Annotated in this window: 18 protein-coding genes; 9 read left to right on the top strand and 9 right to left on the bottom strand. The window is 71.1% G+C overall.

The annotated features are described in order from the left end of the window. The 3 genes from hisB to hisD are packed head-to-tail and all read right to left on the bottom strand — an operon-like array spanning nt 1 to nt 3,052. Nucleotides 1-594 carry an imidazoleglycerol-phosphate dehydratase HisB gene (gene hisB / locus OHA17_RS29265; RefSeq protein WP_329465676.1) on the bottom strand — a complete coding sequence of 198 codons (594 nt, stop codon included), beginning with the start codon at nt 592-594 and terminating at the stop codon, nt 1-3. Beyond that, nucleotides 591-1,697, bottom strand: coding sequence for a histidinol-phosphate transaminase (locus OHA17_RS29260; protein ID WP_406509033.1), 1,107 nt, complete (start codon nt 1,695-1,697; stop codon nt 591-593). Before OHA17_RS29260 ends, hisB begins: the two co-directional genes overlap by 4 nt. Beyond that, a complete protein-coding gene (gene hisD / locus OHA17_RS29255) occupies nt 1,694-3,052 on the bottom strand; it encodes a histidinol dehydrogenase (protein WP_406509032.1) in 1,359 nt (452 codons plus the stop codon). The genes OHA17_RS29260 and hisD overlap by 4 nt, the downstream gene beginning before the upstream one ends. Before the next feature lie 135 nt (nt 3,053-3,187). Between hisD and OHA17_RS29250 the strand changes: the two genes are divergently transcribed. From OHA17_RS29250 to ybaK, 4 genes are all read left to right on the top strand, one after another. Beyond that, the gene (locus OHA17_RS29250) at nt 3,188-4,792 is read left to right on the top strand and encodes an oxidoreductase (RefSeq protein WP_398876792.1); all 1,605 of its coding nucleotides are present in this window, start codon (nt 3,188-3,190) and stop codon (nt 4,790-4,792) included. A gap of 200 nt (nt 4,793-4,992) precedes the next feature. Beyond that, a complete protein-coding gene (locus OHA17_RS29245; RefSeq protein ID WP_406509031.1) occupies nt 4,993-6,030 on the top strand; it encodes a hypothetical protein in 1,038 nt (345 codons plus the stop codon). Nucleotides 6,031-6,035: 5 nt separating this feature from the next. Next, nucleotides 6,036-6,815: an LON peptidase substrate-binding domain-containing protein gene (locus OHA17_RS29240; RefSeq protein ID WP_406509030.1), complete on the top strand. Its 780-nt coding sequence runs from the start codon at nt 6,036-6,038 to the stop codon at nt 6,813-6,815. Between the two features lie 17 nt (nt 6,816-6,832). Then, nucleotides 6,833-7,327: a Cys-tRNA(Pro) deacylase gene (ybaK, locus tag OHA17_RS29235; RefSeq protein WP_406509029.1), complete on the top strand. Its 495-nt coding sequence runs from the start codon at nt 6,833-6,835 to the stop codon at nt 7,325-7,327. A 178-nt stretch (nt 7,328-7,505) separates the two neighbouring features. On the opposite strand, the gene OHA17_RS29230 is transcribed toward ybaK, so the two are convergent. The 4 genes from OHA17_RS29230 to OHA17_RS29215 all read right to left on the bottom strand — a co-directional run bounded on the left by OHA17_RS29230 (nt 7,506) and on the right by OHA17_RS29215 (nt 11,370). Further along, nucleotides 7,506-8,162 (bottom strand): ABC transporter permease, encoded by a 657-nt coding sequence (locus OHA17_RS29230; RefSeq protein WP_406509028.1) that lies wholly within the window; start codon nt 8,160-8,162, stop codon nt 7,506-7,508. 34 nt (nt 8,163-8,196) lie between these two features. Further along, nucleotides 8,197-9,006: an ABC transporter permease gene (locus OHA17_RS29225; protein WP_406510837.1), complete on the bottom strand. Its 810-nt coding sequence runs from the start codon at nt 9,004-9,006 to the stop codon at nt 8,197-8,199. Between the two features lie 32 nt (nt 9,007-9,038). After that, the gene (locus tag OHA17_RS29220; protein WP_406509027.1) at nt 9,039-10,046 is read right to left on the bottom strand and encodes an ABC transporter ATP-binding protein; all 1,008 of its coding nucleotides are present in this window, start codon (nt 10,044-10,046) and stop codon (nt 9,039-9,041) included. A gap of 73 nt (nt 10,047-10,119) precedes the next feature. Beyond that, nucleotides 10,120-11,370 (bottom strand): NYN domain-containing protein, encoded by a 1,251-nt coding sequence (locus OHA17_RS29215; RefSeq protein WP_406509026.1) that lies wholly within the window; start codon nt 11,368-11,370, stop codon nt 10,120-10,122. A gap of 266 nt (nt 11,371-11,636) precedes the next feature. Here OHA17_RS29215 and OHA17_RS29210 point away from each other — a divergent pair, with 266 nt between their 5' ends. Continuing rightward, the gene (locus tag OHA17_RS29210; RefSeq protein ID WP_406509025.1) at nt 11,637-11,816 is read left to right on the top strand and encodes a hypothetical protein; all 180 of its coding nucleotides are present in this window, start codon (nt 11,637-11,639) and stop codon (nt 11,814-11,816) included. Nucleotides 11,817-11,887: 71 nt separating this feature from the next. Here OHA17_RS29210 and dnaE read toward each other — a convergent pair whose 3' ends face one another. Then, the gene (dnaE, locus tag OHA17_RS29205) at nt 11,888-15,433 is read right to left on the bottom strand and encodes a DNA polymerase III subunit alpha (protein ID WP_406509024.1); all 3,546 of its coding nucleotides are present in this window, start codon (nt 15,431-15,433) and stop codon (nt 11,888-11,890) included. Between the two features lie 225 nt (nt 15,434-15,658). Between dnaE and OHA17_RS29200 the strand changes: the two genes are divergently transcribed. The 3 genes from OHA17_RS29200 (at nt 15,659) to OHA17_RS29190 (ending at nt 18,662) form a co-directional block, all read left to right on the top strand. Then, a complete protein-coding gene (locus tag OHA17_RS29200) occupies nt 15,659-16,987 on the top strand; it encodes a DUF2252 domain-containing protein (protein WP_406509023.1) in 1,329 nt (442 codons plus the stop codon). 125 nt (nt 16,988-17,112) lie between these two features. Further along, on the top strand, nt 17,113-17,787 hold the full coding sequence (locus OHA17_RS29195) for a hypothetical protein (protein WP_406510836.1): 675 nt from the start codon (nt 17,113-17,115) through the stop codon (nt 17,785-17,787). Between the two features lie 65 nt (nt 17,788-17,852). Next, nucleotides 17,853-18,662, top strand: a complete 810-nt coding sequence (locus OHA17_RS29190) for a thioredoxin domain-containing protein (protein WP_398876802.1) — start codon at nt 17,853-17,855, stop codon at nt 18,660-18,662. 71 nt (nt 18,663-18,733) lie between these two features. Here the strand turns inward: OHA17_RS29190 and OHA17_RS29185 are convergent, their stop codons facing one another. Continuing rightward, nucleotides 18,734-19,312, bottom strand: a complete 579-nt coding sequence (locus OHA17_RS29185; RefSeq protein ID WP_398876803.1) for a dienelactone hydrolase family protein — start codon at nt 19,310-19,312, stop codon at nt 18,734-18,736. A gap of 30 nt (nt 19,313-19,342) precedes the next feature. Here OHA17_RS29185 and OHA17_RS29180 point away from each other — a divergent pair, with 30 nt between their 5' ends. Then, nucleotides 19,343-20,395 (top strand): mechanosensitive ion channel family protein, encoded by a 1,053-nt coding sequence (locus OHA17_RS29180; protein WP_398876804.1) that lies wholly within the window; start codon nt 19,343-19,345, stop codon nt 20,393-20,395. The last annotated feature ends 5 nt before the right edge of the window (nt 20,396-20,400 follow it).

Below are 20,400 nucleotides of genomic sequence, written 5' to 3'. Positions count from 1 at the left end.
TTACAGGGCACCCTTGGTGGAAGGAAGGATTCCGGCAGCGCGCGGGTCACGCTCGGAGGCATAGCGCAGCGCCCGGGCGAGCGCCTTGAACTGGCACTCCACGATGTGGTGCGCGTTGCGCCCGTACGGTACGTGGATGTGCAGCGCGACCTGGGCCTGGGCGACGAAGGACTCGAAGATGTGCCGGGTCATCGTCGTGTCGTACTCGCCGATCATCGGCGCCATGTTCTCGGGCTCGGTGTGCACGAGGTAGGGGCGGCCCGACAGGTCGACGGTCACCTGGGCGAGCGACTCGTCGAGCGGGACGGTGCAGTTGCCGAAGCGGTAGATGCCGACCTTGTCGCCGAGCGCCTGCTTGAAGGCGGCGCCGAGCGCGAGCGCGGTGTCCTCGATGGTGTGGTGGGTGTCGATGTGCAGGTCGCCGTCGGTCTTGACCGTGAGGTCGAACAGGCCGTGCCGGCCGAGCTGGTCGAGCATGTGGTCGTAGAAGCCGACGCCTGTCGACACATCGACCTTTCCGGTGCCGTCGAGGTCGATCTCGACGAGGACGGACGTCTCCTTGGTGGTGCGTTCCACTCTGCCAACGCGGCTCATGCGCTCTGCTCCTTCTTGAGTTGACGGACCGCGTCGAGGAACGCGTCGTTCTCGGCCGGGGTGCCCGCGGTGACCCGCAGCCATCCCGGTACCCCGTTGTCCCGGACCAGGACGCCCCGGTCGAGGATCTGCTGCCAGACGGTGTGGCTGTCGTCGAAGCGGCCGAACTGGACGAAGTTGGCGTCCGATTCGGTCACTTCGTAGCCGATCGCGCGCAGCTCGCCGACCAGCCGGTCCCGCTCCCGCTTGAGCTGCTCGACGTAGCCGAGCAGGGTGTCCGTGTGCTCCAGGGCCGCGAGCGCGGTCGCCTGGGTGACGGCGGACAGGTGGTAGGGCAGGCGGACGAGCTGGACGGCGTCGACCACCGCGGGGTGCGCGGCGAGGTAGCCCAGGCGCAGCCCGGCCGCGCCGAAGGCCTTCGACATGGTCCGCGAGACCACCAGGTTCGGGCGGCCCTCGATGAGCGGGAGCAGCGAGTCGCGGTGGCTGAACTCGACGTACGCCTCGTCCACGATCACGATCGACGGCTTGGCGGCCTGGGCGGCCTCGTACAGCGCGAGGACCGTCTCGGCGGCGACCGCGGTGCCCGTGGGGTTGTTGGGCGAGGTGATGAAGACGACGTCCGGCGCGTGCTCGGCGATGGCCTGCTCGGCGGCGGCGAGGTCGATGGTGAAGTCGTCGTTGCGGGGCCCGGAGATCCAGCCGGTGCCGGTGCCACGGGCGATCAGAGCGTGCATCGAGTACGAGGGCTCGAAGCCGATCGCGGTGCGGCCGGGGCCGCCGAAGGTCTGGAGGAGTTGCTGGATGACCTCGTTGGATCCGTTGGCCGCCCACACGTTCTCGACCGCGACCGGGTGCTTGCCCGTCCGGGTGAGGTACTTGGCGAGCTCGGTGCGCAGCTCGACCGCGTCGCGGTCGGGGTAGCGGTTCAGGTTCCGAGCCGCCTCTGCGACCCGCTCGGCGATCCGCTCCACCAGCGGCTCCGGCAGCGGGTACGGGTTCTCGTTGGTGTTCAGCTGGACGGGGGTGTCCAACTGGGGCGCGCCGTAAGGGGACTTGCCGCGTAGCTCGTCCCGTACGGGGAGGTCGTCAATGCCAGTCATTCCGTCGGCACCTTCCAACCACTGTGCCCGTTTGGTTCGGCTCCGCCGAAACGCGCCTTCAGAGCAGCCCCGTGGGCGGGCAGGTCCTCTGCTTCGGCCAGGGTCACCACGTGGTGGGTGACCTCGGCGAGCGCGTCGCGCGTGTAGTCGACGATGTGGATGCCGCGCAGGAAGGACTGGACGGACAGGCCCGAGGAGTGGCAGGCGCAGCCGCCGGTGGGCAGCACGTGGTTGGAGCCGGCGCAGTAGTCGCCGAGCGAGACCGGGGCCCAGGGGCCGACGAAGATCGCGCCCGCGTTGCGGACCCGGTCGGCCACGGCCGCGGCGTCGGCGGTCTGGATCTCCAGGTGCTCGGCGCCGTAGGCGTCGACGACCTTGAGGCCGTCTTCGAGCGAGTCGACCAGGACGATCGCGGACTGGCGCCCGGCGAGCGCCGGCTTGATCCGGTCCTCGATGTGCTTGGTGGCCGCGACCTGCGGCTCAAGCTCCTTCTCGACCGCTTCGGCGAGCGCGAGGGAGTCGGTGACCAGGACGGCGGCCGCGAGCGGGTCGTGCTCGGCCTGGCTGATCAGGTCGGCGGCGACGTGCACCGGGTCGGCGGTGTCGTCGGCGAGGACGGCGATCTCGGTCGGTCCGGCCTCGGTGTCGATGCCGATGCGGCCGGTGAAGTAGCGCTTGGCGGCGGCGACCCAGATGTTGCCGGGCCCGGTCACCATGTTCGCGGGTGCACATCCGTCGGCACCCGAGGTCCCGTACGCGAACATCGCGACGGCCTGGGCGCCGCCCGCCGCGTACACCTCGTCGACGCCGAGCAGCGCGCACGCCGCCAGGATCGTCGGGTGCGGCAGGCCGCCGAAGTCCGCCTGCGGCGGCGACGCGAGCGCGATGGAGGTGACGCCCGCCTCCTGCGCCGGGACCACGTTCATGATCACGGAGGAGGGGTAGACCGAGCGGCCGCCGGGTGCGTACAGGCCCACGCGCTCGACCGGCACCCACTTCTCGGTGACGGTGCCGCCGGATACGACCTGGGTGGTGTGCGGGTCGCGGCGCTGCTCGCGGTGGACGATGCGGGCCCGCCGGATGGACTCCTCTAGGGCGGCCCTGACCTGCGGGTCGAGCTCCGCCAGGGCTTCCTTGAGCGCCTCGGCGGGCACGCGGACCCGGTCAAGCCTCACGCCGTCGAACTTCTCCGCGTACTCGATCAGCGCCGCCGTGCCGCGATGATGCACGTCCTCGCAGATGGGCCGCACCTTCTCCAGGGCGGCTTCCACGTCGAACTCGGCACGGGGCAGCAGGTCGCGCAGGGCGCCACCCTCAGGGAGGGTGTTGCCGCGCAGATCGATTCGGGAGATCACGTATCCAATTCTCTCAGACGGCTCCGGAGCACTGGACGCCTGTATCAGTGGCTGATACGCAACCCAGGGGTCACCCGCTGTCACCCGTGGCCACTAGCGTTCCTCCTGTCAGGGTGGACGGCGAGGGGGACGGCATTGACCGAGGCGCCCGATCTTGGTGAGGCTCCGGACTGGCTCAGCCCGGCGGAGCTGGGCATGTGGCAGGCCTTCCGCAACGGCAGTACCTACGATCTGCGCACCCGCAATCCGGTACGCGACGATCCGTTCGCGGCGCGCCCCTGGGGGCCCGAGCGCAGCGTGCGGGCCCGGGTGGTGGCGCTGCTCCTGCTCAGCGGCCCGCCCGCGCTGCCCGGGCGGGTCGCGGCGCTGAAGCTGAACGGGGTGCAGATCACCGGCACGCTCAACCTGTCGGGCGGCACGATCACCCCGTACGTCGAGCTGAACAACTGCCGCTTCGAGAACGAACTCCTGCTCCCCGAGGCCCACTTCACGACCGTACGCATGGTGAGCTGCTCGATTCCGCGGATCGAGGCGGCCCGGCTGACCACCGAGGGCGATCTGCACCTGCCGCGCTGCCGGGTCGCGGGCGGCATCCGGCTGACCGACGCGCACATCGGCACCGACCTCCTGATCAGCCAGGCCGTGGTGCACAGCGACCGCAACGGCCGCTCGATCGCCGCCGACGGGCTCTCGGTCGCGCAGGACCTCCAGGCCGATCTGATCGAGTCGTACGGAGAGCTGAGCCTGCGCGCCGCGAAGGTCGGCGTGACGCTGAGCCTGCGCGGCAGCAGGCTGATCAACCCGGACGGCCAGCGGGCGCTGAACGCCCCGCAGCTGATCGTCGAGCGCACCCTGTACCTGACCTCGGCGGCCGTCTACCCGAGCGGCAACCAGGCGGGCACCACTCCTCCGTACGGGACGAACTACACCAACACGCCCGTGCGGGGCACCCTGATCCAGCCGTTCGAATGCCGGGGCGGGCTGCGGCTCGACGACGGGCGGTTCGGGGACGCGGTGGACCTGGCGCAGTCCCGGGTCGTCATGACCGACGCGCAGGAGCTGTCGCTGCGCCGCATCCAGACGCCGGAGCTGCGCTTCACCGGGCAGCGTCCCGAGCGCGGCAAGGTGGTGCTCTCCGGGGCCCGGGTCGGCAACCTGGTCGACATGGCGGACAGCTGGCCCGGTCCCGGCCACCTGACGATGAACGGTTTCGCCTACGAGAACCTCATCCCGATCGGCACCTTCACGCTGGCCGAGCGCCTGGACTGGGTGACGGCGGCGACCCCCGAGTACGCGCCCGAACCGTACGAGCGGCTCGCGGCCGTGCTGCGGGGCAGCGGCGAGGACGCGGACGCCCGCGAGGTGCTGCTCGCCAAGCAGCGCAGGCGCCGCGAGACGCTGCCGCTGGCCGCCAAGGCATGGGGCGTGCTCCAGGACCTGACGGTGGCGTACGGCTACCGGCCGGGCCGGGCCGCGCTGTGGATGGCCGTCCTGTGGGCGGCCGGCACCCTCGCCTTCTCGCACTACGACCCCCAGCCGATCAAGGCCGACGAACACCCCCAGTGGAACGCGTCGCTGTACGCGCTCGACCTCCTCATCCCGGTGGTCAACCTGGGCCAGGACGGCTACTGGAAACTCACCGGCGCCTGGCAGTGGTGGGCGGCCCTGCTGATCATGCTGGGCTGGATCCTGGCGACGACGGTGGCGGCGGGCGCCTCCCGGCTGCTGCGGAGGGGGTGAGTTCCCGGGCGGTCCGAGCCGAAGGTTCCCGTACGCGGGCCGCAGGGTTTTCGCGGGCTCCGCGCAGGGTCTTCACGCGCTCCGCGCGAGCCCGCGCTGACTGAATTTGCCGGGCCTTGACCCCGGGCCGTACAACCCTCACCACCGATACAGAAGCTTCACAGTGGCCCCCCTGGCGCCGCCCCCACCTGCGGATTTCAATGGTCCACACCATGACTTTCGTATCCGCGCTGATCCGCACCGCACGGCGGGCCAGGCATACGCCTGTTCTCGCCACGGGCCTGCCCGATGGCCGGGAAGTGCTGCTCGACGCCCCCGACGCCCGGCTCGCTCCCGCGCTGGTCTCGGCCGCGCTCGGCGAGTACGAGGCGGCGGCCGAACTCCTCGCCACCACCCGCGAGCTGGCCGAGTGGGAGAACCGGGACCGCTACACGGTCCGGCTCGCGGCCTTCGCGGTCGGCAGACCGGACTGGCTCGCCAACTGGCTGGCCGTCGCGCCCCGCGACCCGGACGCGCTGCTCGTCAAGGCGGAGCTCGCGATCGTCCGGGCCTGGGGCTCGCCGGCCCGGGCCGAGCGGCTGCGCGAGGTGGCGCCGCTGATCCACTCGGCGGCCGAGGGCGACCCGGCGGACCCGGTGCCCTGGCGGATCGCGCTCGACCACGCCCGCGGCACCCATGCGCCGCACACCGTTTTCGAGGAACTGTGGGGCGAGGCCATACGCCGTTCCTCGCACCACTACGGCTGTCATGTGGCGGCACTCCAGTACCTCTCCGCCCAGTGGTACGGCTCGCACCGCGAGTGCTTCGACTTCGCCGAGCGGGCCGCCGAGGACTCCCTGCCGGGCTCCCTGATCCGCGCGCTCCCGGCCCGCGCGGCCTTCGCCTACCTCGTGGGCGGCGCGGGCCGGGCCATCCCGTACGAGCGGATCGACGCGGCGGCCGACCTCGGCATCGAGCTGTCCGCCGCCTACGAGCCGGGCGACCCGTGGCCGGCCGAGGTCCGCAATCTGCTCGCCTATGTGCTGGTCGTGCGCAGACGCTGGCCGGAGACACTGGAGGAATTCCGGCGTATCGGGCCGTATGCCACGTCTTTCCCGTGGCTGCATCTCGCCGCCGACCCGCTGGGGCAGTTCCTCGAACTGCGCGAGTTCGTGGGAACCGAGGTCGCCGCGGGCATGCCGTGGGGACGGGACCGCCAGAAGCCCGGACGAGCCCGGTCCGACGGCCATTACGCTTGAGCGTTGTGACCACCGCACGCCTTCCGCTCTTCCCGCTCAACTCGGTCCTGTTCCCCGGGCTCGTCCTGCCGCTGAACATCTTCGAGGAGCGTTATCGCGCCATGATGCGCGATCTGCTGAAGACCGGCACCGACGCTTCCGGCCCCTCCGACTCCGGCGACGAGGCCGGCGACGAGCCGCGCCGCTTCGCCGTCGTGGCGATCCGCGACGGCCGGGAGGTCGCGCCGACCGCCCCCGGGCTGCCCGACCAGACCGCGCAGCCCGAGAAGGGCCCGGCGGCGGGCTTCGGGTCCGACCCGATCCAGGCCTTCCACCGGGTCGGCTGCGTCGCGGACGCGGCCACCATCCGGGAGCGCCCGGACGGCAGCTTCGAGGTGCTCGCCACCGGCACGACCCGGATCCGCATCCTGTCGGTGGACGCGAGCGGGCCGTATCTGACGGCCGAGTTCGAGGAGATCCCCGAGGAGCCGGGCGAGGAGGCGGGCGCGCTCGCCGAGGGCGTCCTGCGCGCCTTCCGCTCGTACCAGAAGCGGCTCGCGGGAGCCCGGGAACGCTCCCTGGCCGGCACCGCGGACCTGCCCGACGAGCCGTCGGTGGTGTCCTATCTGGTCGCCGCGGCCGCGGTCCTGGACGTGCCGGCCAAGCAGCGCCTGCTCCAGGCGCCCGACACGGCGACCCGGCTGCGCGAGGAGCTCCAGCTGCTTCGCGCGGAGACCGCGGTCATCCGCCACCTGCCCTCGCTCCCGGCGGTGGACCTGACGCGCGCCCCGACCAGCCCCAACTGACGTACCGGAGAGCCGAGTTGGCCAAGAAGAAGCAGCAGAGCGGGGGGACTCCGGCGACGGTGGCCCTGACTAAGGCGGGCACCGCGTTCACCGTGCACGCCTACGAGCACGACCCGTCCTCCGCCTCGTACGGCGAGGAGGCGGCGCAGGCTCTGGGAGTGACTCCGGACCGGGTGTTCAAGACGCTGGTCGCCGACGTGGACGGCGAGCTGACCGTCGCGGTGGTCCCGGTGGCCGGATCGCTCGACCTGAAGGCGCTGGCCTCGGCGGTCGGCGGCAAGCGGGCCGCGATGGCGGACCCTGCGGCCGCCGAGCGCACCACCGGCTATGTGCGCGGCGGCATCTCGCCGCTCGGCCAGCGCAAGAGGCTGCGGACGGTCCTGGACGACTCGGCGTCCGGGCACGCCACGATCTGCGTCTCGGCGGGCCGCCGCGGCCTGGAGGTCGAGCTGTCCCCCACCGACCTGGCGGCTCTCACGGGGGCCCTGCTCGCCCCGATCGGGCGTGTCTAGATACCCCCGCGTTCCGGACAAGCTCCGCCGGGCGGGCCCTGGGGTCTCGACGTACCTCCGGTCCTCGACTAGAACCCGTGGGCGGGAGGTACGCCCATGTCGAAGCGGACCCGCAAGCGGAAGTGGCGCATCAAGAAGGGCCGGGCCAACCACGGGAGGCGCCCGGCCTGACGCACCGTCAGGGGCCGGCCGAGTCCGGCCTTCCCGGTCCCGGGTCCTCCAGCGGCGGCACCTGCCACGCCGGATCCGGGTCCCGGGGCCCGAACAGCGCCGTGAGGCCCAGGTGGACGGCCATGGCGGCGATCGGCCAGGCGAGCAGCGCGCCCTTCGCGTCGAGCTTCAGCGGGGCGTCGAACGTGACGCCCTTGCCGGCCGCCTTCGCCGCGGCCACCACGTCCTGGTTCGGGCCGAGCCAGATGCCGAGGCGCCAGGCAAGCACCGAGCCGAGCAGCGCGCCGACCGCGAGGCCGACGACCAGGGCGATGCCGCCCTTCTTGCGGAACAGGAAGACCGCGGCCGCGCTGAGCGCGCCGAGTCCGAGCGCGAGCAAGATGAACGTTCCGTCACCGCCGATCGCCTCCTCCCCCTCGGTGTCCTTGAGGAAGACGGCCTTGTCGTCGGCGATCAGCGGCACCTTCGGCGCCAGCCACAGCCACAGCAGCCCGAGCGCCACCCCTGCCAGTGTCACGGCGAGGGCGACGAGCACCGCGTCCCGCAGGTCCTTCTTCATCGCGGGCGCCTCCTCGACGGGCCCGGGGTGCGATCCCCCGGTGTTCGTCTGCCACGGGTCGTTGCCCGGGGGCTGCTGATGGGGCGGTGTCAGAGGTGCGGTCACCCTGACATCGTGCCAGGCGTGTCTGTGCGTTGCCTCACCGGACCGCCGCCCGGCGGTAGGCCCACGCGGCCACGGCCAGCGAGACGACGCCGACGGCCGCGCACACCCCGAGGTCGAGCCCCACGAGAGACCAGTCGGGGTGCGCGTCGAAGCTGTGCGCGAACGCCTCGACGCCGTACGTGGAGGGCAGCAGATCACGGGCGTACGCGATGGGTCCCGGCATCCGGCCGGCCGGGAGCACGCCGAGGAGCAGCGCCGCCGACATCCCCAACTGGCCGAACAGCGTGGCGAGTTCCTGCCGCGGCGCGAGCAGCCCGAGGGCCGCGCCGAGTCCGGCGAGCGCGGCTCCGGCGAGCGGGATCACCGCGGCGAGGATCCACAGGTGCGCCATCGGAAGCCCGAACAGGACACAGCCGAACACGGCCGTGACGGCGACGCCGGGCACCGTGAAGGAGGCGTACGCGGCGGCCGTGCCGAGCACCACGGACGCGGGCGGCACGGGCAGCGTCGCGTAGTGGTCGAGGCCGCCGCCGGCCCGCAGCTGGCCGAAGTACTGGGCGAGCAGGTTGAGCGCGACGAAGGCGACGACGAGCACGCTCGATCCGGCGACCACCGCGCGGGCCTCGCTCCCGCCGTCCACCACCCCACGCATCAGGATCATGATGCCGACCGACTGGAAGGTCGCGACGAAGAGCAGCGGGATCCGCGCGACGCGGGCCCGCGAGAGCTGGGCGCGGTAGACGGCGGCGAGCGCGGGCAGCAGCCGGGCGCGGGGAGCGAGCGGGGCGGCGTCCGCGGCGCCGGGGCGCTGGGCGGCGCCGCCGACCGGAGCCCGGCCGGCCACGGCCTCCACGCTGCTCTCCAGAGGAATGGCGCTCACGCCTTCACCAGGCCTTCCGTGCGGCCGCCGAGCGCGAGGTAGACGTCTTCAAGGCTCGGCGTGGCCAGGGTGAAGTCGTCGAGGGCGGCGAAGGCGGGGCCGCCGGTGACGGTGGCCACGGCGGCGCGGGCCCGCTCGGGGCTGAGCCGCAGCGTCCAGCGCCGGCCGGCCTCCTGGGCCTCGGCGCGCAGCGCGGCGACCTCGGGGACCTCGACGGGGGCGCGGTCGCGCCACACGAGCTCGACCCGCACCTCGTCGGCGACCCGGGCCTTGAGCCCGGCGGGGGTGTCGCAGGCGATGACCTTGCCGCGTTCGATCACGGCGACCCGGTCGAGCACGGTCTCGGCCTCGATGACGTTGTGGGTGACGAGCAGGACGGTCGTGCCGTGCTCGGCCCGCCGCCGGTCGACGGCGGCCCACACGGCGCGCCGGGCGACCGGGTCCATGCCGGTGGTGGGCTCGTCGAGGACGAGGACGGGGCGCTCGCCGACGAGGGCGGCGGCCAAGCACGCGAGGCGCCGCTGGCCGCCGGAGAGCTTCTTGAGCGGCCGCCCGGCGATCTCGTCAAGACCGAGTTCGGCCAGTACCGCGTCGCGTTCGGCGCGGGCGTCGCGCAGGGTGAGTCCGCGCAGCCGGCCGGTGGTCTCGGCGGCGAGCGCGACGGTCAGCTCGTCGAGCGCGGTGGATTCCTGGCCGAGGTGGGCGATGAGGCGGGCGGCCCGTTCGGGGTGGCGCACCAGGTCGTGGCCGAGCACCTCGACGGAGCCGGAGTCGGGCCGCAGGAGCCCGGTCAGCTGGCGTACGAGGGTGGACTTGCCGGCGCCGTTGGGCCCGAGCAGTCCGAAGATCTCGCCGCGCCGCACGTCGAGGCTGATTCCGTCGGTGGCCCGGACCTCGGGCGTACCGGGCGCACCTCGGCGGCCCCTGGTCGCGGGGTACGTCTTGACCAGGCCCCGCACCGCGCAAACGGTGCCGGCCCGCGCCGCTGCTGTGCCGGTACTCACGGGGAACGAGCCTAAGGGGTCGAAGGACCCACCCGGCCCCGGGGGCGGTCATAAGCCGCCCCCTTGTCGTGGGCTACTCGCCGGCCGGCTGGCGTTCGGCGGCGGCCCGGACGTCGATCTCGCGCCAGAAGCCGGCCCGGATCGCGTACCGGTCGTGCTCGTCGATCTGGTCGTCCTTGTGCGCGAGGAGGCCGAACCGGGCGGCGTAGCGCAGGAGTTCACCGTCGATGCGGTGCGGGATGCGCGGGTACATGGTGGAGAGCTTCTGTACGTGCGAGGGCTCGGGGAGGCGTTCCATCCAGCGCCGGGCGAAGACCTGGCCGACTTCGTAGGGGTCGCCGCCGACGGTGGTGATGTCCTCCTCGCGGTCGGCCCAGCGCTGCTCGGCGCTGGTCAGCTGGGCCAGGGTCGGCAGGGAGGCGGTCTCGGGGGACTCGCCGAGGGCCGCGCCGGGGCGCTCGACCCACCCTTTGTCGGAGGACCAGCGCAGGGTGGCGGCCGAGGCGGGCGCGGGGGCGGCCGGGGCGCTGCCGGGCCCGCGCAGCGAGGCCAGGTCCTTCGGTGTCGGTACGCCCTTGACGCCGCTCGGGGCGGGCACCGCCGCGCCGTTCTCGCCGGGGGCCTCGGGGGGCGCGGTGCCGTTGCGCACGGAGGCGGCCTGGGCTTCGGCGGCCCGCTCGGCGGAGGCGGCGAGGGCGGATTCGGGCAGCGGCGCGGAGAGGATCGCGGCGATTTCGGGGCGGGGCGCGGGGGCTGGGGAGCAGATGCCGGTGAGGTCCCTGGCGCGGACGGCCTGGGTGATCCAGGCGCGGTCGAGCACCCGGCGCTCGTCGGCCTCGGCGACCAGGTCCTCGGACTGGTTGTAGTCGCCGTCGGCGGCCTGCACGGCCCACAGGTGGACGGCGACGCCGTGTTCCTTCGCGGACATCAGACCGGGCAGCAGGTCGCCGTCGCCGGTCACCAGGACCACGTCCGAGCAGGCGCGGTTGCGGGCGAGTTCGGTCAGCTCGGCGTGCATCGCGGCGTCCACACCCTTCTGCGCCCAGCGGCCGTCGCTGCGGGTCAGCGCGCCGAGCCGGACCGTCACCCTGGGCATCACGCGCAGCCGGCGGTGCTCGGGCTGCGGGACCCGGTCGGGGGCGCCGTCGAACCAGTAGATGCGGAGCAAGGGCTGCTGGGTGTCGGCCTCAGCGCGCTCGCGGAGCCCCTGGATCAGGGCGGCATGGTCGACGGTGATGCGGGAACGGGCCGGTTCCCCGGCGAGCAGACTCGCGGCGGCACCGAGCAGGTAACCGGCATCCACCAGGACGACGCAGCGGTCCATGCGTTCCACCCTCTTTCGGGAACGGAAAAGCCGAAGAAAAAGAAATAACAGGAGCGGGGGTACGGGAGATCACCCAATGAACTTCGGGTTTCCTTCGAGTCTGCCCGACCGCGCAAGGGTTGAGCACCGGAACTCGATCATCGGCGTGGCGGATTGGCGGGTCACTTCTCCGTCACACACGGTAATGATCCGAAATGCGCCCTTTGTTCATCTGTGTGAGTCTGACAGCGGCCCTGGCCCCGAGTTCCCCCACAGGAGGCAGCACCATGGCCAAGAACAAGAACCGCAAGTCGGGCAGTCAGCAGGACCGCTCCCAGGACGCCGAGCGCGGACAGGAGCAGTCGAAGTCCGCCGCCTTCGAGTCCCAGGCCGTGCCGCAGTCGCAGGCCCAGGGCAGCCCGGCAGATGTTGCCCGTAAGCACCAGCGTCGCTTCGGTCATAACTAGCCGTCATTGCGTGAAGAAGGGGCGCACCCGATGGGTGCGCCCCTTTCTCGTACCGGAAACGTCTTCGGAGGTCAGCCGGCCAGGCAGGACGGGCCGAGCAGCACCTTCAGGTCACCAAAAAGGGCCGGATCCGGCTGGACCCGGTGCCGGTCGAGCCGCAGCACGGTCGTCGAGCGCGGCCCCTGGAGCTTGATCCGCACCTCGGTGTTGCCCTTGTGGTGCCCCAGGATCTCGCCGAGCCTGCTGACCATCGGCGGGGTGACCTTCACCGTGGGGATGGTCAGGACGACCGGCGCGTTGGTGCCCGCCGACGACAGGTCGGGGACCATCAGCTCCATCGCGACCAGGCGCGGGATGTCCTCGCGCTTGTCGAGGCGTCCCTTGACGAACACCACGGCGTCCTCGACGAGCTGGGTCGAGACCAGCTGGTAGGTGGCCGGGAAGAACATGCACTCGATGGAGCCGGCCAGGTCTTCGACGGTGGCGATCGCCCAGGCGTTGCCCTGCTTGGTCATCTTGCGCTGGAGGCCCGAGATGATGCCGCCGATGGTGACGATCGAGCCGTCCGCGTAGTCCCCGCCGGTGAGCTGGCCGATGCCCGCGTCCGCCTTGTCGGACAGGACGTGCTCCAGGCCGAAGAGCGGGTGGTCGGAGACGTACAGGCCGAGCATCTCGCGCTCCTGGGCGAGCAGGTAGGACTTCTCCCACTCCACGTCGCCGAACTCGACGTCGAGGCCGAAGCCCGGCTCGCTGCTGTCCTCGTCCATGCCGCCGAAGAGGTCGAACTGGCCCTCGGCCTCCTTGCGCTTGACCTGCACCACGTTGTCGATCATGGGCTCGAACTGGGCGGTCAGGCCCTTGCGGGTGTGGCCCATCGTGTCGAAGGCGCCCGCCTTGATGAGCGATTCCGTGGTGCGCTTGTTGCAGGCGGCGGCCTCGACCTTGTCCAGGTAGTCGGGGAAGGAGGCGAACTTCCCCTTCGCCTTGCGGGAGCGGATGATCGAGTCGACCACGTTCGTACCGACGTTGCGGACGGCCTCCAGGCCGAACAGGATCACGTCGTCGCCCTGGGCGGCGAAGTTGTGCACCGACTCGTTCACGTTCGGCGGCAGCACCTTGATGCCCATGCGCCGGCACTCGTTGAGGTAGACGGCCGACTTGTCCTTGTCGTCCTTCACCGAGGTGAGCAGCGCCGCCATGTACTCGGCCGGGTAGTTGGCCTTCAGGTACGCGGTCCAGTAGGTGACCAGGCCGTACGCCGAGGAGTGCGCCTTGTTGAACGCGTAGCCGGCGAACGGCACCAGGACGTCCCACAGGGCCTGGATCGCCTGGTCCGAGAAGCCGTTCTTCTTGGCACCCGCCTGGAAGATCGTGAAGTTCTTCGCCAGTTCCTCGGGCTTCTTCTTGCCCATCACGCGGCGCAGGATGTCGGCCTCGCCGAGCGAGTACCCGGCGATGATCTGGGCGGCCTTCTGCACCTGCTCCTGGTACACGATGAGGCCGTAGGTCAGACCGAGCGTCTCCTTCAGGGGCTCTTCGAGCTCCGGGTGGATCGGCGTGATCTCCTGGCGGCCGTTCTTGCGCTCGGCATAGTTCGTATGCGAGTTCATGCCCATCGGGCCCGGCCGGTACAGGGCCGAAACGGCGGAAATGTCCTCGAAGTTGTCGGGCTGCATCTGGCGGAGCAGCGAGCGCATCGGGCCGCCGTCGAACTGGAACACGCCCAGCGTGTCACCGCGGCAGAGCAGCTGGTACGTCTTCGGGTCGTCCAGCGGCAGCTCCAGGAGCTCCAGGTCGACGCCCTTGTTGGACTTCACCATCTTGACGGCGTCGTCCATGATCGTCAGGTTGCGCAGGCCCAGGAAGTCCATCTTGATCAGGCCGAGCGACTCGCACTGGGGGTAGTCCCACTGCGTGATGGTGACGCCGTCGGTGTGCCGCACCCAGATCGGGGCGTGGTCGACGATCGGCTCGCTGGACATGATCACGCCGGCCGCGTGCACACCCATCTGCCGGACCAGGCCCTCGACGCCCTTGGCGGTGTCGATGACCTTCTTCACGTCCGGCTCGTTCTCGTACATCGCCCGGATCTCGCCCGCCTCGCTGTAGCGCGGGTGCTTGGGGTCGGTGATGCCGGAGAGGTCGATGCCCTTGCCGAGGACGTCGGCGGGCATCGCCTTGGTGAGGCGGTCGCCCATCGCGTACGGGTAGCCGAGCACCCGCGCGGAGTCCTTGATGGCGTTCTTCGCCTTGATCTTTCCGTAGGTGCCGATCATGGCGACCTTGTCGGAGCCGTACTTCTCCGTCACGTACCTGATCACTTCGACGCGCCTGCGCTCGTCGAAGTCGATGTCGACATCGGGCATGGAGACGCGCTCGGGGTTGAGGAACCGCTCGAAGATCAGGCCGTGCGTGATCGGGTCGAGGTCGGTGATGCCCATGGCGTACGCGACGATCGAACCGGCGGCGGAGCCTCGGCCGGGGCCGACCGCGATGCCGTTGTTCTTGGCCCACATGATGAAGTCGGCGACCACGAGGAAGTACCCGGGGAAGCCCATCTCCAGGATGATCCCGATCTCGTACTCGACCTGCCGCTGGCGGTCCTCGGGGACGCCTGCCGGGTAGCGCCGCTTCATTCCGCGCGCGATCTCCTCGCGGAACCAGGTGACCTCGGTGTATCCGTCGGGGATGTCGAACTTCGGCATCAGGTTCTTCTCGGCGAACATCCCCTCGGTGTCGATCTGCTGCGCGACGAGGAGGGTGTTGGCGCACCCTTCCTGCCAGGCGTCCGAGGAGTCCACCGCGTACATCTCCTCGGTGGACTTGAGGTAGTAGCCCGTGCCGTCGAAGCGGAAGCGGTCCGGGTCCGAGAGGTTCTTGCCGGTCTGGATGCAGAGCAGGGCGTCGTGCGCGGTCGCCTCGTGGGCGTAGGTGTAGTGCGAGTCGTTGGTGACGAGCGGCGGGATGCCCAGCTTCTTGCCGATCTCCAGGAGCCCGTCGCGGACCCGGCGCTCGATCTCGATGCCGTGGTCCATCAGCTCCAGGAAGTACTTGCCCTCGCCGAAGATGTCCTTGTAGTCGGAGGCCGCCTGCACCGCCTCGTCGAACTGGCCGAGCCGCAGCCGCGTCTGGACCTCGCCGGAGGGGCAGCCGGTGGAGGCGATCAGCCCCTCCGACCACTGCGAGATCGTCTCCTTGTCCATCCGCGGCCACTTCTGCAGCCAGCCCTCGGCGTACGCGTCCGAGGAAAGGCGGAACAGGTTGTGCAGGCCCGTCTTGTTGTGCGCCCAGATCGTCTTGTGCGTATAACCACCCGAACCGGACACGTCGTCGCGCTTCTGGTGCGGCTGGCCCCACTGGATCTTGCGCTTGTTGCGCCGCGACTCGGGGGCCACGTACGCCTCGATGCCGATGATCGGCGTGACGCCCGCCTTCTTCGCCGAATGGAAGAAGTCGTAGGCACCGTGCAGGTTGCCGTGGTCGGACATGGCGATGTGCGACATGCCCATCTCATTGCAGGCGTCGAACATGTCCTTGAGCCGCGCGGCACCGTCCAGCAGCGAGTACTGGGTGTGGACGTGAAGGTGCGTGAACGGTGTCTTGGACGTGCCAGTCACGGGTGGGGCCTCCAACGGCAAGAGGGGGTTCGCGGAGCAGGGGGGACAGCCTTGGAGTCTACGTCGCCCCGCTGACAGCCGAGGGGGGAACCGCGGCGCGAAGCGCCCCGACGAGGGGCGGCGGCCGGGCGGCGGGCGGGCACTCCGAGGTACGGTCGCGCGTTGGAAGGGGCACACCCCGTCCCGATCGTGACGCAGGCAGTACGCACCAGGAGGCACCCAGCGATGTCGGTCCCGCAGCCCAGCGCGGAGACGCGCGGCGAAGAGATACTCGCCGTTTTCGAGACCGCGTTCGGCGAGCTCCTGGCCGCCGACCCGGCCGCTTTCCGGGTCAAGTTCCGCAAGATGGCGGCCTCGGCGTTCGCCTTCTACCGGGGCACGGCCTGCCTGTTCTACGCCGACCTGGAGCGCGAACAGCACGGCGGCCCCTACCTGGACGAGCGCACCGGCCGGGTCTGGATCCACGGCGACCTGCACGCCGAGAACTTCGGCACGTACATGGACGCCAACGGCCGCCTGATCTTCAACGTCAACGACTTCGACGAGGCGTACGTGGGCCCCTTCACCTGGGACCTCAAGCGGCTCGCCGCCTCGCTCGCCCTGATCGGCTACACCAAGGCGTTCAGCGACGAGCAGATCACCTCCCTGGTGCGCACCTACGCCGCCGCCTACCGCGAGCGCATCCACGCCCTCGCCTCGGGCGCCAAGGACGACGAGGTGCCGCCCTTCACCCTGGACACCGCCGAGGGCCCGCTGCTCGGCGCGCTGCGCGACGCCCGCGCCAGGACCCGGTTCGCGCTGCTCGACTCGATGACCGAGATCCGGGAGTACGAACGCCGGTTCACCGAGGGAGACGGCTCGATCGAGCTGGACGCGGCGACCCGCTACAAGGTCCTCGCAGCCTTCGACGGCTACCTGGAGACGCTGCCCGAGGAGAGCCTGGTCCGCCCCGACTCCTACCGCGTGAAGGACGTCGTCGGGCGCCGCGGGATCGGGATCGGCTCGGCCGGGCTGCCCTCGTACAACATCCTTCTGGAGGGGCACAGCGACGCCCTGGAGAACGATGTCGTGATCTACATCAAGCAGGCGCAGACCCCGGCCGTGTCCCGGCACATCACGGACCCGGCGGTGCGCGGCTACTTCGAGCACGAGGGGCACCGCACGGTGATCTCGCAGCGGGCGCTGCAGGCCGCCGCCGACCCGTGGCTGGGCTGGACCGAGCTGGACGGGGCGGGCCAGTTGGTCGCCGAGGTCTCGCCGTACGCGGTGGACCTGGACTGGTCGGACATCGACGACCCCGACGAGATCGCGGCGGTCGTCGCCGACCTCGGCCGGGCCACGGCCACGATGCACGCGGCGGCGGACGACGAGAGCGGCCACTCCGAGCTGGTGCCGTTCTCCACCGAGCGCGCCATCGACGCGGCGATCGCCGCCGACGAGGAGGGCTTCGCGGGCCTGCTCGTCGACTTCGCGCACTCCTACGGGGCGCGGGCCCGGGCCGACCACCAGATCTTCGTCGACCTGTTCCGCAACGGTCGGATTCCGGGTCTTTAGGGCCTGCCCGGCGGGTCCGGTCGCCGTCGGGGTGCCCGCGCCCGGGGCGAGATCCGCCGAGCAGTCCCCGGTCTCACCGAACTCTTAGGCACAGCAGACGGCCGGACATGGCACACTCACCCGCGATGGACATATCCGGGACGCAGCTCAGAGCGGCACGCGCGGCGCTTTTCACGGCGCTCGTCGTGACGCTCTCCGCCGCGTCCCACGTGCTGCTCTCGCAGGTCCCGCTGCCTCTCACGCTGGTGGCCGCGGCGGCCGGCGCGGTGTTCGTCATCGCGTACGCGCTGGCCGGCCGCGAGCGCGGCTACTGGGCGATCGCGGGGGCGCTCGTCCCGCTGGAGCTGGCCGCCGACACCCTGTTCACCACCGGCCAGCACGTCTGTTACGGCCCGGCCGGCGGGCCCGTCGCGGGCGCCCTGCGCGCGGTCGGCTTCGACGTGCTGTGCGGCGGCGGCACGCTGGGCGCGGTGCGCGCCCCGGCGAACGCGGCCACCCTGCTGACCCACCCGGGCCCGGCCGTGCCCTGGCTGCTGCTCGCGGCCCACCTGACGGTCGGGCTGCTCGCCGCCCTGTGGCTGCGCCGGGGCGAGGCGGCGCTGGCCCGGCTGCTGCGCGCGGTCGCCGCGTTCGCGTTCCGGCCGCTGCTCGTCGCGGCCGCCGTGGTGCGCGCCGCCGTCGGCGCCGAGCGCCCGCTCGCGCGCCCGGCACACGGCAGGCCCGGCCCGTCGCACACCCGCCTCCTGGTGCACTCCGTGGCACGAAGGGGACCGCCCTGCCCGTCGCCCGGCCTCGTCTGAGGTCCGGGATCCGAGCACAGCAGTCCCCCGTCACCTTTCCCACCTGCCATCCGGAGAAAAAGATCATGAGTTCCCGCAACAGCCAGGCCAACAAGGCTGCCGCCCGCGAGCGGCTGCGAGCGGAGCGCGAGCGCGAGGCGAAGAAGGCCAAGACCCGCCGGCAGATCATCGTGGCCGTGTCCGCCGTGGGCGTCCTCGCCGTCGTGGGCGGTGCCAGCTACGCGATCATGCAGGCCATGAAGCCCACCGCGTGGGAGGCCGCCAAGGACAAGACGCTGGTGAAGCCCGCCAACTCGGGCAGCGACGGCACGACCGTCGTCATCGGCAAGGCCGACGCGAAGAAGACCCTGGAGATGTACGAGGACCCGCGCTGCCCGATCTGCTCGCAGTTCGAGCAGGCCGTCGGCCCGACGATCAAGAAGGACGTCGACGCGGGCAAGTACAAGATCCAGTTCATCGGTGCCACGTTCATCGACAACGGCAGCCCGGGCACCGGCTCCAAGACCGCGCTGAGCGCGCTCGGCGCCGCGCTGAACGTCAGCCCCGAGGCGTTCCTGGAGTACAAGTCGGCGCTCTACTCGGCCAAGTTCCACCCCGAGGAGACCACCGACAAGTTCAAGGACCGCGATTACCTGATCACGATCGCGGACACCGTTCCGGCGCTCAAGGGCAACGCGGCCTTCGACAAGGCGGTCAAGGACGGCACCTACGACAAGTGGGCGCTGGTCATGTCGGACAAGTTCAACAAGAGCGGCGTCCAGGGCACGCCCACGCTGAAGATGGACGGCAAGAAGATCACCGCGGACGGCTCGGACAACGCGCCGTCGGACCCGGCCTCCTTCACGGCCGCGATCGACAAGGCACTCAAGGGCTGATCCCCCGACAGCCGTTGAACGGGCAGTGCGAACCTCCGGGTCCGCGCTGCCCGTTCGGCGTTTCCGCGCGTCTACTCGCCGGCCAGGCCGTCGAGGAACCCAAGGGCGGTGCGCCAGGTCAGCTCGGCTGACGCCTCGTCGTAGTCGGGGAGCTGCGGGTCGGTGTAGAGGTGACCGGCGCCCGGGTAGCGGTAGATCTCCACGTCCGCGCCGGCCCGCTGCATCTGGAGGTACCAGGAGTTGAGCCAGTCCGCCGACTCGAACGGGTCCGGGTCCGCGACGTGCAGCTGGACCGGCAGCTCGTCCACGGCCGTGTTCTCCGCCATGTCCGAGGTGCCGTGGAGCAGCAGCAGGCCGCGGGCCCTCTCGTCGCCGAGCGCCAGGGTCTGCGCGATGGACCCGCCGAGCGAGAACCCGGCGTAGACGAGACCGCGCTCGGAGTAAGGGGCGGCGGCGAGAATGGCTCGTTTCAGGAGCTCGTCCTTGCCGATCTCGTCCTTGACCTCCCTGCCCTCCTCGACGGTCTCCACGGTGCGGCCTTCGTACAGGTCGGGGACGTGCACCTGGTGGCCGGCGGCCCGCAGCCGCTCGGCCGCCTCCTGTACGGCGGGACGCAGACCGTAGACCGAATGGAAAAGCATGATGTTCATGGGGCCATCGTGCCAGTTACGGTCGAAGGCATGGAGAACGTGCTGCGTCCGTTGATCGTCATCGGCGGCTCGGTCGTGCTCACGCTGGTGGTGGGGTGGCTGGCCGACCGGCTGCTGCGCAGAGCCGACGCCCGGCACCGCGAGACCCCGCTGTGGGGCCTGCTGCGGCGCTGCCGCATACCGCTGCGCCTCGTCCTGCTCACCGCGATATTGCGCGGCTCGTACGACGCGATCAAGTGGCGGCCGGTGCAGGACCACGAGGCGGGCCTCGGCCAGGCCCTGACGCTGGTCCTCATCGGCGCGAGCGCCTGGCTGGTGGTGCGGATCGCGACGGCCGTCGTGGAGTCCTCGTACACCCGTTACGCGGCCTCGACGCGCGATCCGGCCCGGGTCCGCCGGGTCCGCACGCAGGTCACGCTGATCCAGCGGGTGGTCAGCGCGATCGTCGCCGTGGTCGCCGTCGCGTCGATGCTGCTCACCTTCCCCGCGATGCGCACGGCGGGCACCTCCCTGCTGGCCTCGGCGGGCATCCTGGGCATCGTCGCCGGTGTGGCCGCGCAGTCCACCCTCGGCAACCTCTTCGCGGGGCTCCAGATCGCCTTCGGCGACATGGTGCGGATCGGCGACACGGTGGTGGTGGACGGCGAGTGGGGCGTCGTCGAGGAGATCACCCTGACCTTCCTCGCGGTACGCACCTGGGACGAGCGCCGCCTGACCATGCCGGTCTCGTACTTCACCAGCAAGCCCTTCCAGAACTGGTCCCGCGGCGGCGCCCAGATGACCGGCACGGTCTTCTTCCACCTGGACCACTCGGCCCCGCTCCCCCTGATGCGCGAACGCCTCGCCCTGATCCTGAAGGAGTGCCCGGCCTGGGACGGCCGCGACTCCTCCCTCGCGGTGACGGACACGACCCCGTCCACGATCCAGGTGCGGGCGACGGTGACGGCCAAGGACGCGGACGACATCTGGAAGGTGCGGGTGACGGTCCGGGAGCAGATGGTGGCGTGGCTGTACGCGGAGCATCCGTACGCGCTGCCGAGGATCACGACCCAGGACCGGCCCCCGTCCCCTCCGCCGGGCTGACACGC

The sequence above is a fragment of the Streptomyces sp. NBC_00212 genome, assembly GCF_045206365.1.
Classification (GTDB): Bacteria; Actinomycetota; Actinomycetes; order Streptomycetales; family Streptomycetaceae; genus Streptomyces.
The sequence above is the reverse complement of the archived record's forward strand: the minus strand, read 5'-3'. Positions and strand labels throughout refer to the sequence as shown.

Bases quoted from the DNA above. Each gene is read 5' to 3' on its own strand.
- OHA17_RS29200 (WP_406509023.1), top strand. From the start codon at position 15,659: ATGTCGGTCCCGCAGCCCAGCGCGGAGACGCGCGGCGAAGAGATACTC.
- OHA17_RS29190 (WP_398876802.1), top strand. From the start codon at position 17,853: ATGAGTTCCCGCAACAGCCAGGCCAACAAGGCTGCCGCCCGCGAGCGG.
- OHA17_RS29180 (WP_398876804.1), top strand. From the start codon at position 19,343: ATGGAGAACGTGCTGCGTCCGTTGATCGTCATCGGCGGCTCGGTCGTG.
- OHA17_RS29210 (WP_406509025.1), top strand. From the start codon at position 11,637: ATGGCCAAGAACAAGAACCGCAAGTCGGGCAGTCAGCAGGACCGCTCC.
- OHA17_RS29195 (WP_406510836.1), top strand. From the start codon at position 17,113: ATGGACATATCCGGGACGCAGCTCAGAGCGGCACGCGCGGCGCTTTTC.
- OHA17_RS29215 (WP_406509026.1), bottom strand. From the start codon at position 11,370: ATGGACCGCTGCGTCGTCCTGGTGGATGCCGGTTACCTGCTCGGTGCC.
- OHA17_RS29245 (WP_406509031.1), top strand. From the start codon at position 4,993: ATGGTCCACACCATGACTTTCGTATCCGCGCTGATCCGCACCGCACGG.
- OHA17_RS29260 (WP_406509033.1), bottom strand. From the start codon at position 1,697: ATGACTGGCATTGACGACCTCCCCGTACGGGACGAGCTACGCGGCAAG.
- hisB (WP_329465676.1), bottom strand. From the start codon at position 594: ATGAGCCGCGTTGGCAGAGTGGAACGCACCACCAAGGAGACGTCCGTC.
- OHA17_RS29185 (WP_398876803.1), bottom strand. From the start codon at position 19,312: ATGAACATCATGCTTTTCCATTCGGTCTACGGTCTGCGTCCCGCCGTA.